12 protein-coding genes are annotated in these 13,478 nt (G+C 68.5%); 4 read left to right on the plus strand and 8 right to left on the minus strand.

Going from position 1 to position 13,478, the window contains the following annotated elements; all coding sequences use genetic code 11:
- Nucleotides 1–31: 31 nt before the first annotated feature.
- Entirely contained in the window at nucleotides 32–661 is a 630-nt protein-coding gene (locus H0B56_RS16205) for a TetR/AcrR family transcriptional regulator (protein ID WP_180893929.1), read from the plus strand.
- 12 nt (nucleotides 662–673) lie between these two features.
- Here the strand turns inward: H0B56_RS16205 and H0B56_RS16210 are convergent, their stop codons facing one another.
- From H0B56_RS16210 to H0B56_RS16235, 6 genes are all read right to left on the minus strand, one after another.
- Entirely contained in the window at nucleotides 674–862 is a 189-nt protein-coding gene (locus H0B56_RS16210; protein ID WP_180893930.1) for a hypothetical protein, read from the minus strand.
- A 141-nt stretch (nucleotides 863–1,003) separates the two neighbouring features.
- Nucleotides 1,004–1,486 (minus strand): ribonuclease E activity regulator RraA, encoded by a 483-nt coding sequence (rraA, locus tag H0B56_RS16215; RefSeq protein ID WP_180893931.1) that lies wholly within the window; start codon nucleotides 1,484–1,486, stop codon nucleotides 1,004–1,006.
- Between the two features lie 82 nt (nucleotides 1,487–1,568).
- Nucleotides 1,569–2,360, minus strand: a complete 792-nt coding sequence (locus H0B56_RS16220) for an HAD-IIA family hydrolase (protein ID WP_180893932.1) — start codon at nucleotides 2,358–2,360, stop codon at nucleotides 1,569–1,571.
- A 9-nt stretch (nucleotides 2,361–2,369) separates the two neighbouring features.
- Nucleotides 2,370–4,070, minus strand: coding sequence for an FAD-dependent oxidoreductase (locus tag H0B56_RS16225; RefSeq protein WP_180893933.1), 1,701 nt, complete (start codon nucleotides 4,068–4,070; stop codon nucleotides 2,370–2,372).
- Nucleotides 4,071–4,144: 74 nt separating this feature from the next.
- A complete protein-coding gene (glpK, locus tag H0B56_RS16230) occupies nucleotides 4,145–5,665 on the minus strand; it encodes a glycerol kinase GlpK (protein WP_180893934.1) in 1,521 nt (506 codons plus the stop codon).
- A gap of 137 nt (nucleotides 5,666–5,802) precedes the next feature.
- Complete coding sequence (locus tag H0B56_RS16235; RefSeq protein ID WP_180893935.1) at nucleotides 5,803–6,615, minus strand: aquaporin; 813 nt, start codon at nucleotides 6,613–6,615, stop codon at nucleotides 5,803–5,805.
- Nucleotides 6,616–6,872: 257 nt separating this feature from the next.
- On the opposite strand from H0B56_RS16235, the gene H0B56_RS16240 reads away from it, so the two are divergent.
- The 3 genes from H0B56_RS16240 to H0B56_RS16250 all read left to right on the plus strand — a co-directional run bounded on the left by H0B56_RS16240 (nucleotide 6,873) and on the right by H0B56_RS16250 (nucleotide 10,706).
- Nucleotides 6,873–7,637, plus strand: a complete 765-nt coding sequence (locus H0B56_RS16240) for an IclR family transcriptional regulator (protein ID WP_180893936.1) — start codon at nucleotides 6,873–6,875, stop codon at nucleotides 7,635–7,637.
- A gap of 61 nt (nucleotides 7,638–7,698) precedes the next feature.
- Entirely contained in the window at nucleotides 7,699–9,216 is a 1,518-nt protein-coding gene (gene glpK / locus H0B56_RS16245) for a glycerol kinase GlpK (protein ID WP_180893937.1), read from the plus strand.
- Between the two features lie 110 nt (nucleotides 9,217–9,326).
- Nucleotides 9,327–10,706 carry a DUF222 domain-containing protein gene (locus H0B56_RS16250; protein ID WP_180893938.1) on the plus strand — a complete coding sequence of 460 codons (1,380 nt, stop codon included), beginning with the start codon at nucleotides 9,327–9,329 and terminating at the stop codon, nucleotides 10,704–10,706.
- Here the strand turns inward: H0B56_RS16250 and H0B56_RS16255 are convergent.
- Nucleotides 10,675–11,784: a hypothetical protein gene (locus tag H0B56_RS16255; protein WP_180893939.1), complete on the minus strand. Its 1,110-nt coding sequence runs from the start codon at nucleotides 11,782–11,784 to the stop codon at nucleotides 10,675–10,677. The genes H0B56_RS16250 and H0B56_RS16255 overlap by 32 nt on opposite strands.
- 217 nt (nucleotides 11,785–12,001) lie before the next feature.
- Nucleotides 12,002–13,453 carry an NCS2 family permease gene (locus H0B56_RS16260; protein WP_180893940.1) on the minus strand — a complete coding sequence of 484 codons (1,452 nt, stop codon included), beginning with the start codon at nucleotides 13,451–13,453 and terminating at the stop codon, nucleotides 12,002–12,004.
- Between the last annotated feature and the right edge of the window lie 25 nt (nucleotides 13,454–13,478).

Here is a 13,478-nt window from a genome sequence, read left to right on the forward strand (position 1 = left end):
GCGGGTCCCGGCGGCAGGCCATAATGGCTGGATGGCTACGCGACCACAACGCAGCTACGCCGGGCGTTCGGCTGCCGAGCGCAGCGCCGAGCGGCGGGAGCGGCTGATGGCGGCCGGGCTCGAGCTGTTCGGCACGGAGGGGTATGCGGCGACCTCGATCGAGAAGTTGTGTACCACGGCGGGTGTGTCCACCCGGAACTTCTACGAGGAGTTCAGCAGCAGGGAAACGCTGCTGATGCGGCTGCACGACCGGGTGATCGAGCGCGCGATGGATGCGGTGGTGCGGGCGCTCGCCGGGGCGGACGACCTCCCGCTGCGCGAGCGGGTCGAGCGCGGGATGCGCGCCTACATCACCACCACCGCGGAGGACCCGCGCTGGGCCCGGCTGTCCTACGTCGAACTCGTCGGCATCAGCGACGCGGTGGAACGGCACCGGTTGGACTGGCGGGCGCGCTGGGTCGAGTTCCTCGACGCCGAGTCACGGCGTGCTGTCGCGCGAGGCGAGGCGGCCGACCGCGATTTCCAGCTCGGTGCGGTGGCACTGATCGGCGGGGTCAACGAGCTGGTGTATCACTGGTCGACCGGTGCGGTCACGGGGTCTCTCGACGACATCATCGACGAGCTCGTCCGCCTGACGACCGCGCTGGTGACCGCATCCTGATCGGCCGCCCCCTCACTCCCTGCCGCGTACGATCGTCGGTTCGAAGCCGTGGTCGATGTCGCCGTCCGGCGGTTCGCGGCGGGGCCGCGGGATCGCGCTCGTGCGCCCCTCGGCGGTCTCCCCGCCGGCTTCCGGGGTTCGTCGCTGCTCGCGAGGCGCCGCGGATGCGGCGTTGCGACCCGTGACTGCGGTGCTGCCCATCAGACACTCCCTCCTGTCTGTCCCCGGCGCGGGCGCCACGCGCCCCGGGACATCCGTGATACCTCATTTCGGGAGTGTGTGTTACGTCACAGGGTCGACTTTCCCCGATCGGACGATTCGCCGCGGGGTGTGCTGCCGCATTCAGCCGGCAGGCGGCAGCAGCACGACACCGTCGTCATCGGCATAGAGCTGGTCGCCAGGGTGGAAGGTGACCCCTCCGAACCCGACAGGGATGTCCACGGCCCCGGCGCCGTCCTTGCTGCTCTTGCGCGGGTTCGTACCGAGTGCCTTGATGCCGATGGGCAGGCCGGCCAGTACGGGACTGTCCCGCACCGCCCCGTGCAGCACGAGACCGCACCAACCGTTGTCCACGGCCGACTGCGCGATGAGGTCCCCGGTCAGCGCGGTGTGTAGCGAGCCGCCGCCGTCGACGACGAGGACACACCCGTCGCCGGGGATGCGCAGCAGTTCGCGCAGCAGCCCGTTGTCCTGATGGCAGGACACCGTGCGTACGGATCCGGAGAACGCCCGGTACTTGCCGAACTGGTGGAACTGCGTGTCGCACACGCGCAGCGCGGTGCCGTGCTCGTCGACCAGATCGGCGGTGCTGAAGGATTCACTCACATGCCTGAGAGTATCAAGCGGGTCATCGGCGGCCGCGCTCTTGCCGGTGCCTACCCGGACGCGGCCGTATCGCGCTGATCGGCTAGTCGCCGAACGGGTCGCCGGTGTGCCCGAGGAGGTCGGCGATCGAGTCGAGCACCATGTTCGGCCGGTACGGGTAGCACTCCGCCGAGTCCTTGGAGGCGATCCCGGTGAGCACCAGGATCGTGCGCAGCCCCGACTCGATCCCGGCGTGCACGTCGGTGTCCATCCGGTCGCCGATCATCACGGTGTCCTCCGAGTGCGCCCCGAGCACGCTCAACGCCGACCGCATCATCAGCGGGTTCGGCTTGCCGACGAAGTAGGGCTGCTTCCCGGTCGCGCGTTCGATGAGGGCGGCGACCGACCCGGTCGCTGGCAGCGCCCCCTCCAGGCTGGGCGCCGTCGCGTCCGGGTTGGTGGCGATGAAGCGCGCCCCCTCGTTGATCAGCCTGATCGCCTTGGTGATCGCGCTGAAGCTGTACGTGCGGGTCTCCCCGAGCACCACGTAGTCGGGAGAGCGCTCGGTGAGCACGTAGCCTGCCTGGTGCAGCGCGGTCGTCAGCCCGGCCTCGCCGATGACGAAGGCCGTGCCGTTCGGCCGTTGCCAGCTCAGGAACTTCGCGGTCGCCAGCGCGGAGGTCCAGATGGCGCCCTCCGGAACGTCCAGGCCGGACGCCAGTAGCCGCGCCCGCAGGTCACGGGGCGTGTATATCGAGTTGTTCGTCAGTACGAGGAACGGCAGCCCAGCCGCGCGCAGCTCGGCGAGGAACTCGTCGGCCCCGGCGACCATGTGCTCCTCGTGTACGAGCACCCCGTCCATGTCCGTGAGGTAGTTCCACGCCTGAGTGTTCATGCCATGAGCCTAGTGCGCCGCGGCCACCGGGTCAGGTGCGGCCAGCCGGGCGGCGTTGGCTGTCGCGTCGTCGGCGGTCTCCTGGGCGCGGCGCTCGGCGTGTACCCGCTCGGTGTAGAAGGTGATCTCCTGATGTACCCGTTCGGTGTCCCAGCCGAGCAGCCGCCCCATGAGCGTGGCCACCTCGGGCGCGGCCGTCAGTCCCCGGTCGGCGTCCTCGATGGAGATGCGGGTGCGCCTGGTGAGCACATCCTCGAGGTGGAGCGCCCCCTCGTGGGTGACGGCGTAGTGGACCTCCGCCATCCGGTAGCCCTCCGCGCCGGGAACGGGTTCGGCGAGCTCGGCGTGTTCGGCGACGAGCGCGAGCACCTCGCTTGCGTGGGAGCCGTACCGGCCGAGCAGGTGTTCGACGACGCCGACCGGTACCTGGAAGCGCTGCGCCACCGCGTCCCTGTGCTGCCACATCTCGTGATAGCCCACCGCGCCGACGAGCGGCAACTTGTCCGTCAGGGAGGGCGATACGGCACGTCCGAGCCCGGCAGCAGCGTGGTCGACCGCGTCGGCGGCCATGACCCGGTAGGTGGTGTACTTCCCGCCCGCGACCACGGTCAGGCCGGGGACCGGCTCGGCGACGGCGTGCTCGCGGGACAGCCTCGCCGTGTCGTCGTCTGTACCGGCGAGCAGGGGCCGTAGCCCCGCGTAGATGCCCTCGACGTCCGCCCGCGTCAGCGGCTCGCGCAGCACCGCGTTGACACGCTCGAGCAGGTAGTCCAGATCGGCCCCGGACGCGGCGGGATGCGCCTTGTCATGGTCCCATGCGGTGTCGGTCGTGCCGATGATCCAGTGCCGTTCCCACGGGATCACGAACAGCACGCTCTTCTCGGTGCGCAGGATCAACCCGGTGGCAAGGTCGATACGCTCGCGTGGCACGAGGATGTGCACGCCCTTGGAGGAGCGTACCGAGAACGGGCCGTCGGTTCCGGCCGCGCGATGCATCTCGTCGGTCCACACCCCGGTCGCGTTGATCACGCGCTTGGCCCGGGTGACGATCTCCTGGCCGGATTCGAGGTCGCGCAGCACGGCACCGGTGACCGTGCCGGACTCGCGCACGTAGCGTTCGACGCGGGTCCTCGTGAGTGCGACCGCCCCGTGCTGCGCGGCGGTGCGCGCGATCGTCATCGTGTGCCGCGCGTCGTCGACCTGCGCGTCGAAGTACTGGATCGCACCGGTCAGCGCGTCCGGACGCAGCCCGGGCGCGTGCTCGAGGGCCGTCGTGCGGCTGAGGTGCCGGTGCCTGGGCAGGGCGCGGGCACCGCCCATGGTGTCGTACAGCAGCACGCCCGCTCCGATGTAGCCGCGCTCCCACACGCGATGCTGCAGGGGCAGCAGGAACGGAACCGGGCGGACCAGGTGGGGCGCGAGCCGGTTCAGCAGCAGGCCCCGTTCCTTGAGCGCCTCCCGGACGAGGCCGAAGTCCCGCTGCTCGAGGTACCGCAACCCGCCGTGGATGAGCTTGCTCGACCGGCTCGAGGTTCCCGCGGCCCAGTCACGTGCCTCGACGAGGGCAACGGACAGCCCGCGGGAAGCGGCGTCCAGTGCCGCGCCCGCGCCGACGACGCCCCCTCCGACGACGAGAACGTCGAAGTCCTCGTCCCGCAGGGCCTGTAGCGCGCGGGCGCGGTAACCGGCGTTGAGTCGTGCGGTCGTCACGGTGTCTCTCCTTGTGCTCGCTACTGTCGGTGCCGTGCGCACACGGCACACGCGCGCCCTCGGGCGGCTGCCTGTCAGTCGTCCACGTCCACCCAGTCGAGGGTGCGCGAGACGGCCTTCTTCCAGCGGGCGTGCTCGCTCTCCTTGCGGTCCGAGTCCCAGGTGGGCTGCCAGCGCTTGTCCTCCTGCCAGTTCTGCACCAGTTCGTCGGTGCTGCGCCAGAACCCGACGGCGAGCCCGGCCGCGTAGGCCGCGCCGAGCGCGGTCGTCTCCGCGACGACGGGCCGGTACACGGGTACGCCAAGTACATCCGCCTGCATCTGCATGCACAGCTCGTTCGCGGTGACCCCGCCGTCCACCCTCAGCACGTCGAGGGTCACCCCGGAGTCGGCCTGCATCGCGTCGACGACGTCGCGCGTCTGGTAACAGATCGACTCGAGCGTCGCCCGCGCGATGTGCGCGTTCGTGCTGTATCGCGACAGGCCGACGATGGCCCCGCGGGCGTCGGAACGCCAGTACGGCGCGAACAGGCCCGAGAACGCGGGGACGAAGTAGACACCCCCGTTGTCCGAGACCTGTCCTGCCAGTGCCTCGCTCTGCGCCGCTCCGGAGATGATGCCGAGCTGGTCGCGCAGCCACTGCACGGCGGAGCCGGTGACCGCGATCGATCCTTCCAGCGCGTAGACCGGTTTGTTCTCCCCGAACTGGTAGCAGATCGTGGTCAGCAACCCGTGCTGGGAACGTACGATCTCGTTGCCGGTGTTGAGTAACAGGAAGTTGCCGGTGCCGTAGGTGTTCTTCGCCTCCCCCGGTTTGAAGCACACCTGACCGACGGTGGCGGCCTGCTGGTCACCGAGGACTCCGGCGAGCGGCACCGCACCGCCGAACGGCCCGTCGGCGCGCGTGGTCCCGTAGAACTCCGGGTTCGAGGACGGGAGTATGAACGGCAGCATCTGCCGTGGTACGTCGAAAAAGGACAGGAGCTCGTCGTCCCAGTCCCATGTTTCGAGGTCCATGAGCATGGTGCGGCTCGCGTTGGTCGCGTCGGTGACGTGGACGCCGCCGTCCGTGCCCCCGGTCAGGTTCCACAGTAGCCACGTGTCGATCGTTCCGAAGATCGCCTCGCCCTTCTCGGCGTCCGCACGGACCCCCTCGACGTTGTCGAGGATCCACTTCAACTTGCCCCCTGCGAAGTACGTCGCCGGGGGCAGACCGGATCGCTGCCGGATGACCTCCGCTCGACCGTCGCGGTGCAGCGCATTGGCGATCTTGTCGGTTCTGGTGTCCTGCCAGACGATCGCGTTGCAGTACGTACGCCCGGTCCTGCGGTTCCACACCACGGTGGTCTCCCGCTGGTTGGTGATGCCGACCGCGGCGAGGTCGCCGGGACCGAGGTCGGCCTTGTTCATCGCTGTGGTGATGACCGAGCGGGTGCGCTCCCAGATCTCGGTGGGATTGTGTTCCACCCAGCCGGCACGCGGCAGGATCTGTTCGTGTTCCAGCTGGTGGCGGACGATCTCGTTGCCGCCGTGGTCGAACACCATGAAGCGGGTGCTTGTGGTGCCCTGGTCGATCGATCCGATGAACTCGCTCATCATGGTCCTTTCGAAGAACGTGCTGGCTGGGCGGCCGGCTGGGCGGCTGGCTGGGCGACTCGTCGGGTGACTCGCCGGGTCACTGGCCGGCTACGATGGCACCGGAGCCCGGGCTGTGCGTACGACTCCCGAGCGTGTCAGAACAGTACCTGCGACAGCAGCCCGGCGAGGCTTCCTCCGACGAGGGGCCCGAGTACCGGTACCCAGGAGTAGGCCCAGTCCGAGCTCTTGCGGATGGCCGATGGAGCGGGGGTGTCCGCCTCGGGCGCGGAACCGGATCCGGAGCCGACGGGGACCGCGGCGGGTGCTGTGTTGCGTTGTACCGGCAGCACCGCGTGCGCGATCCGCGGACCCAGGTCGCGCGCGGGGTTGATGGCGTAGCCCGTAGGCCCTCCCAGCGAGGCGCCGATGCCCACGACAAGCAGGGCCACCGCGGCAGGCCCGAGTCCGTGCGGCGTGCCCGCGAAGGACAGCACCACGATGACGAGGACGAAGGTTCCGATCACCTCGGTGACGAAGTTCCACCGGTAGTTGCGGATCTGAGGGCCGGTTGCGAACACGGCAAGCTTCGTCGCCTCGTCGCTCTCGGCGTCGAAGTGCTTCTTGTAGGCAAGGTAGGCGGCACACGCGCCGAGGAAGGCTCCGACCATCTCGCCGCCGAGGTAGGCCACGGTCGAGGTCGCGGTGATATCGACTCCGGGTGCGTACTCCTCGGCGCCACTGACCAGGATGCCCACCGTGACGGCCGGATTGATGTGGCCACCCGACTTGTAGGCGACGAACACGCCGGCCATGACGGCGAGCCCCCACCCCATGTTGATCAAGAGCCAGCCACCGTCGAACCCCTTGGACTTGGTGAGTAGCACGTTCGCGACGACTCCCGCGCCAAGCAGGGTCAGCATGCCCGTGCCGAGCACCTCGCTCACGAAGACGGTACCGAGAAGGTCCACGTCTCCTCCTTTCCCTGGTCACTGCTGCGCCGGACGACGCGATGGCGATGACGTTAGGTACGGGCGGGGCCGGCCTCAACGGAGCCGGGTCGACAATGTCGAACGAGGTCTCTGGAAGTTCACCCGGAGTGCGTCTAGCCTTCACCGTTCGTGGAGGTGGTTATGGCGCTGCTCACAACCCTTCCGAGGGACTCTCACCCAGGTGAACCGACCGTTCGACATTGTCGAATCACCGACTTCGGGATAGTTTGCAGATCATGCCGGGACCCGTTCAGTCCATCGAACGCGCAGCCGCGATCCTGCGGCTCCTGGCACGCGGGTCGGGTCCTCTCGGCGTCGGTGAGATCTCCGAGTCACTCGGCCTGGCGAAGGCGACGGCGCACGGCATCCTCCGCACGCTGCTCGACGTCGGTTTCGTCGAGCAGGACAAGGCGACAGGCAAGTACCGGCTCGGCGCGGCCTTCGTGCACCTCGACTCGAGCTACCTGGATGTCAACGAGCTGCGCTCGCGCTCCATCAACTGGGCCGATGCGCTCGCCGCGCGAAGCGGCGAGACGGTGCGGATCGGTGTGCCGCTGGAGTCGAGCGTGCTCGTCGTGCACCATGTCTTCCGGCCGGACGACTCGATGCAGACTCTCGATGTCGACTCGCGGCTCCCGCCACACGCGACCGCCCTCGGCAAGGTTCTGCTGGCCTACGACGCCGATCTCGCGGGGCGCGTGCAGCGGTCCGGGCTCACATCGTTCACCCGGCGTACGATCACCACGCCGGGCAAGCTCGCACAGGCACTCGCGGCCGTGCGGGACGCCGGATGGGCTGCCGAGACCGGTGAGTCCGTGCCGGGGGAGGCGAGCATCGCCGCGCCGATCCGTGCGCACGGCGGGCTGGTCGTCGGTGCCATCGGCATCTCGGGTGCGATGGAGCGCATCTGCGATGCCAGCGGCAGACCGACCAGAAGGCAGGTGGACACCGTCGTGGACGCCGCACGATCGGTCTCCCGCGACATCACATCCTCCAAGTAAATATTGTCCACAATGCACTACGTGTTGACGATCTCCGATCCGAAATGAGCTTCCGCGAACCATGGCACAGCGATACGTGATGTCGATCGACCAGGGGACGACGTCGACACGGTGCATGATCTTCGACCACAGCGGCCGCCTGGTCTCCATCGCGCAACGAGAGCAGCAGCAGCACTTTCCCAAACCCGGTTGGGTGGAGCACGACGCGCTGGAGATCTGGCGCAACGTCGACCGGCTCCTCCCGCAGGCCCTGCGCGAGGCCCGCCTCGACTCCGCGCAGGTCGTCGCGCTCGGCATCGCGAACCAGCGGGAGACGACCGTGCTGTGGAACAAGCACACCGGAACACCGATCGGCAGGGCGATCGTCTGGCAGGACATGCGTACCGACGAGCTCGTCGAGCAACTTCGTGGCGAGCCCGGTGCCGGAGAGGTGATCCGCCGCTGCGGCCTGCCGCTTGCCACATACTTCTCCGCGCCGCGGATCAGCTGGATGCTGGAGAACTCACCGGGCCTGCGTGAGCGTGCCGAGAACGGGGACGTGCTGTTCGGCACCATGGAAAGCTGGTTGATCTGGAACCTCACGGGCGGTTCGGACGGCGGGATCCACGTCACGGACGTGACCAATGCCAGCCGGACCCTGCTGATGAACCTCGACACCCTTGACTGGGACGACGAACTGCTGTCGTTCTTCGGCATCCCGCGCCCGATGTTGCCCGGTATCCGTTCGTCGTCCGAAGTGTACGGAAAGACCACGCGGGTGGTACCGGGAGTCCCGATCGCTGCCGCCCTCGGTGACCAGCAGGCAGCGCTGTTCGGGCAGACGTGCTTCTCGGCAGGGGACGCGAAGTGCACCTACGGCACGGGTAGCTTCCTGCTGATGAACACCGGGAACGAGCCGGTGCGGTCCACACACGGCCTGCTGACCACGGTCGGGTTCAAGATCGGCACGGAGCCGGCCAGGTATGCCCTCGAAGGGCCGATCGCGGTCACCGGCTCACTGGTGCAGTGGTTCCGGGACAGTCTCGGGCTGATCAATACGGCGGCGGAGATCGAGACGCTGGCCCGGACGGTCGAGGACAACGGGGGTTGCTACATCATCCCGGCGTTCTCCGGGCTGTTCGCGCCGCACTGGCACAGCGAGGCGCGCGGCATCATCGTCGGGTTGACCTCCTACATCACCAAGGGGCATCTCGCGCGCGCCGTTCTGGAGGCAACCGGCTGGCAGACAAGGGAAGTCGTGGATGCCATGAATGCCGACTCCGATCTGACGCTGAACACGCTCAAGGTGGACGGGGGGATGACAGCCGACCACCTGCTCATGCAGTTCATCGCGGATGTGCTGGGTGTCCCCGTGACACGCCCGATGGTGGCCGAGACCGTCTCGCTCGGCGCCGCCTACGCGGCGGGGCTGGCCGTCGGTTACTGGCCCGACCTCGAAGCGCTGCGGCGGAACTGGCACCGGGCCGCGCAGTGGACACCACGCATGAGCACCAACCGCCGGTCCACCGAGTACGCCAACTGGCAACGCGCCGTGGAGCTCACGTTCGGCTGGATGCGGCCGCACGAGGGTACACGCTAGCCGGGTGACCGGGCGGTGCTCGCTGCCCGGGTTGTGGAGGGTTCGGGTGGCTGTGTGTGGTCGGCGTGTCGTTGCGGGGTGGTCGAACGTGTGTGCGATATGCTGTGGGTGTGTCGGAGTTCGTGCAGGTGGTTGGTCCGGCCGGGGTGATGTTCGTCCCGGCCGGGCAGGCGCCTGCGGTCGCGTTCACGCCCGAAGAGCAGGCGGAGATCCGGTGCCGCACGTTCACCGGCGAGCAGGTTGGTGAGTTGAGTGCTGAGCAGGTGATCGAGACGCTGGCGGCCGCGCGGCGGATTAGGGCGCATACCGATGCGATCGAGGCGCACGCGCTGGCCCGGCTCGACCAGCTACGCGGTGGTGACCGGTATGTGGCCGACGAGGCGGCCCTCGAACTGCGGGTGTCGCGGCATACGGCGGCGCTGCGGCTGCACCGGGCGCGCCAGCTCACGCAGCGGATGCCGCGGGTGTTGGCGGCGATGGAGGCCGGGCAGATCGAGGCTCACGCCGCGGGGCGGGTGGTCGAGGCGACCGACACGGTGGAGGACCAGCGGGCCCGCCAGGTGGACACACAGCTGGCCGAGAAACTCGACTCCGGCCGGGTGAGTGCGACGAATCCGGCCAACCTGGCCCGGGCCGCCCGCAGGCTCGTGGAGCAGGCCGACCCGGAGGGGCAGGCCACCCGTGCGCGGCAGGCGCGGGCGGGGCGGAAGGTGGAACTCCTGCCTGGGGAGGACGGCCTGTCCACCCTGGCGGCGGAGTTGCCTGCCGAGGTGGCGGCCTCGGCCTACGCGCGGATCGACGCGATGGCCCACCGCGCCCGCCACCGGGGTGATGAGCGCACCCTGGACCAGTTGCGCGCGGATATCCACGCCACCCTGCTGCTGGGGCAGGATCCCGACGTGGCCGTGCCGGAGGCGGCGGCGACGGTGTTCCTGCACATGCCGGTCGATGCGGCGCTGGGCATGACGGATACGGGCTGCGAACTGTCCGGCTACGGGCCGCTGCCCGCACCCATCGCCCGCCAGATCATGGGTAGCGAGGACAGTGTGTGGCGCAAGGTCCTCACCGACCCCGCCAGCGGCGCCGTCTTGGACGTGGGACGCAGGCGTTACCGGCCCACCACCGCTATCCGCGACCTGGTGGCCGTGCGTGACGCCGAATGCACCGCACCCGGCTGCCACCGGCCAGCCCAGCACAGCGACTACGACCACCTCCACGGATGGGGACGCGGCCAGAACGGCAGCACCGCCGAGGCCAACGGCGGCGCCAAATGCCGCTGGCACCACCGGATGAAGGATCACCCCCACTGGACCCTCCACCACAACCCCAGTAGTGGCACCAGCACCATCACCACCCCCACCGGACGCCGCTACACCCACGACCGGACCCCAGGAGCGAGGCCACGACCACCCACCCTGCCGGAGCAGTCCCAGCTCCCGGAGCCGCGCGGCGGCGGGACTACGAGGCCTCCTCCACGTAACCGATCATGATGGACATGGCGTCGTCCTGCGCGTAGTGCGAGTCGTACACACTCTCCAGTTCGAGCACGTCACCCTCGGCGACGTCGCCCAGGTCGCCGTCCGAACACACACTCATCGACTCGATGTGTCCCAGGTAGGCGGGATCGGTGCCGTACCCGGCATGGGAGGGACAGATCTCCTCGCCCGTGCTGCGGTTGTGCAGGGTGAGCGACTCGCCGCCGTCGTGGACGTGACCACCCGCCGCGTGGAACGTCCCCGCGATGGTCGACTCCCATTGCCAGTTGGTGACCGACTCGCCCTCCGGGACGCTGTGGTACGAGTCGAAGGTACAGTTCGCCGCGTCCAGCCAGACCGGGGTCACCGGCGTGATGTCCCGGTTGAACAGGGTGGGCTCGTGTTCGATGGTGAGGTCGAAGTAGACCTCCTGGGACTCCGGTGCGAAGTTCATCAACTCGATCACCGACCAGGTCAGCGGGGCCGGGCCGAGGCGCACCCCGTAACCGTCCGGCAGCATGCCGCCGGTGCGCTCGTTACCCGAGGCGAAGATCCGTTGCCCCGCCAGGCCCAGCGCCTCGTCCCCGCAGGTGACGTCCTGCCGGGACCGGTCGAAGAGCACAGCGTGGTGCAGCATGATGTCCGTGTCGTAGTTCGCGCTGCTGCCGTCGGCGTAGGTGAGGTCGGGCTCCATAGATGTGACGTAGCAGGAGACGACCCAGCAGGGTGTCGGAACCGGTGCGGCGACCGTGGTGTGCGTGCCGTGGTCGCGCTCCTCGGGGCCGTGCGGGCCGTCGTCGCTCGCGCGGGTCGTGCCGTGGCCGTCAGCCGCGCCGTGCTCGCCGTCCTCGTGCGGCTCGGCGGTGATCGGCCCCACCCGGATAGTCGTCTCCGTGCCGCCACCGAACATGCTTCGCTGGCCGGTGACCTCGGCGGAGGTTGCGATCTCCTCCACACCGAACTGGTCGACGAGCTCGTCCGGCGGGGCGGAGTCACCGGGACCGGCTCCGGCGACGGCAGGAGTGGTAACCGAAGCCAGGACGACCACTGAGCCGGTCACGAAGCTCGTGAATATCCGCGATATCTTCGACACGTCGGACTCCTTCCATGATTACGTGCCCGGTGCGCAGGCGGAAATGGAAGAATATCCAATGTTATGTCGTTATTCAATTGTGCGATAATGATAATGGATTGATTGTTGATTATCGCGCCTTGCGGTAATTCTGCAGCCGATCCGGGTGTCCGGTGTGGTCCGGAGACATCTCCGGCGGCCCGGGTGCGAACCGGGCCGCCGGAGGATGCCGCGTCCGTTACACGCGGCTCAGCAGCAACTGGACGCCCTCGATGCCGAAGTAGGTCAGGAACACCAGGCTGAGGCCCCACAGCAGGACGCCGGGTTCACGCCACTTACCGAGGGCGACCTTGATGACGACGTAGGCGACGATGCCCGCGCCGACGCCGGCCGTGACCGAGTAGGTGAATGCGGGCAGGGCGATGATCAGGAACGCGGGTAGCGCGATCTCCATGTCGGTCCAGTCGATGTTGCGGCACTGCATGCACATCAGGCCACCGACAAGGACGAGCGCGGGCGCGGCCGCGGACTGGGGGATGACAGCGGCGATCGGCACCAGGAACAGCAGTGTGAGGAACAGCGAGCCGGTCACCAGACTGGCGATCCCGGTTCGCGCCCCTTCCTTGACGCCTGCCGCGGACTCCACGAAGACGGTGTTGGACGAGCTCGAGGTGAGCCCGCCGAAGGCGGCACCGATCCCGTCGGTGACCATGACCCGCCCCAGCGTCGGCATCCTGCCGTCGGAGTCGATGAGGCCGGCCTCGTCGCCGACGGCGAGGACGGCCCCGATGGCGTCGAAGAAGCCTGCCAGCACGAGGGTGAACACGAACACCGTGAGGGTCAGGGCGGGGATCTCGGTGATCGCGCCGACGACGTCGATCTGCCCGAACAGCGAGAAGTCCGGGGACGCGACGAGCGAGTCCGGCAGTGACGGCGTGACCAGTCCCCACCCTCCCGGGTGCCACACCGACTCCACGATCACCGCGAGGATGGTCGCGCCGAGGATGCTCAGCAGGATGGCGCCCGGTACCTTCCTGCTGTACAGCGCGAACATCAGCACCAGGCCGAAGCAGAACACGACGATCGGCAGCCCCGTCAGGGTGCCGCCCTCGCCGAGCTGCACGGGCACGGCCGTGTCCATGGCATCCGGCCTGCGCGTGACGAACCCGGCGTTGACGAACCCGATGAGGGCGATGAACAGTCCGATCCCGACACCGATCGCGTGCTTCATCCCTCGCGGGATGGCATTGACGATGTGCGTGCGCACGCCCGTGGCGGCGAGCAGGAGGATCAGCAGGCCCTGCAGTACGACCATTCCCATCGCCTGCTCCCAGGTGACCTGTGGAGCCACCTGGAAGGCGACCACGGCATTGACCGACAGGGCCGTGGCCATCGCGAACGGAGCACGGCCGATGATTCCCATGAGGACGGTCATCAGTCCGGCCGACAGCGCGGTCATGGTGGTCACGCCGGTCAGCGACAGCTGGTCACCGTTGACATCGGTCGCGCTGGTCAGGATGAGCGGGTTGAGGATGACGATGTAGGCCATCGCGACGAAGGTGGTGATGCCACCCCGGACCTCTCGCGAGGGCTTCGAGCCGCGTGCGGTGATCAAGAACCATCGGTCCAGCACGCCACCGCGCCATGGCGGCGGCTTCTGGTCGACCGAGGGGATCTCCGTTGTGCTCATACGAGTTCTCTCCAGGTACGGCGGC

Origin of the sequence: Haloechinothrix aidingensis (genome assembly GCF_013450155.1) — a bacterium.
In the GTDB taxonomy this organism is placed as follows: domain Bacteria; phylum Actinomycetota; class Actinomycetes; order Mycobacteriales; family Pseudonocardiaceae; genus Haloechinothrix; species Haloechinothrix aidingensis.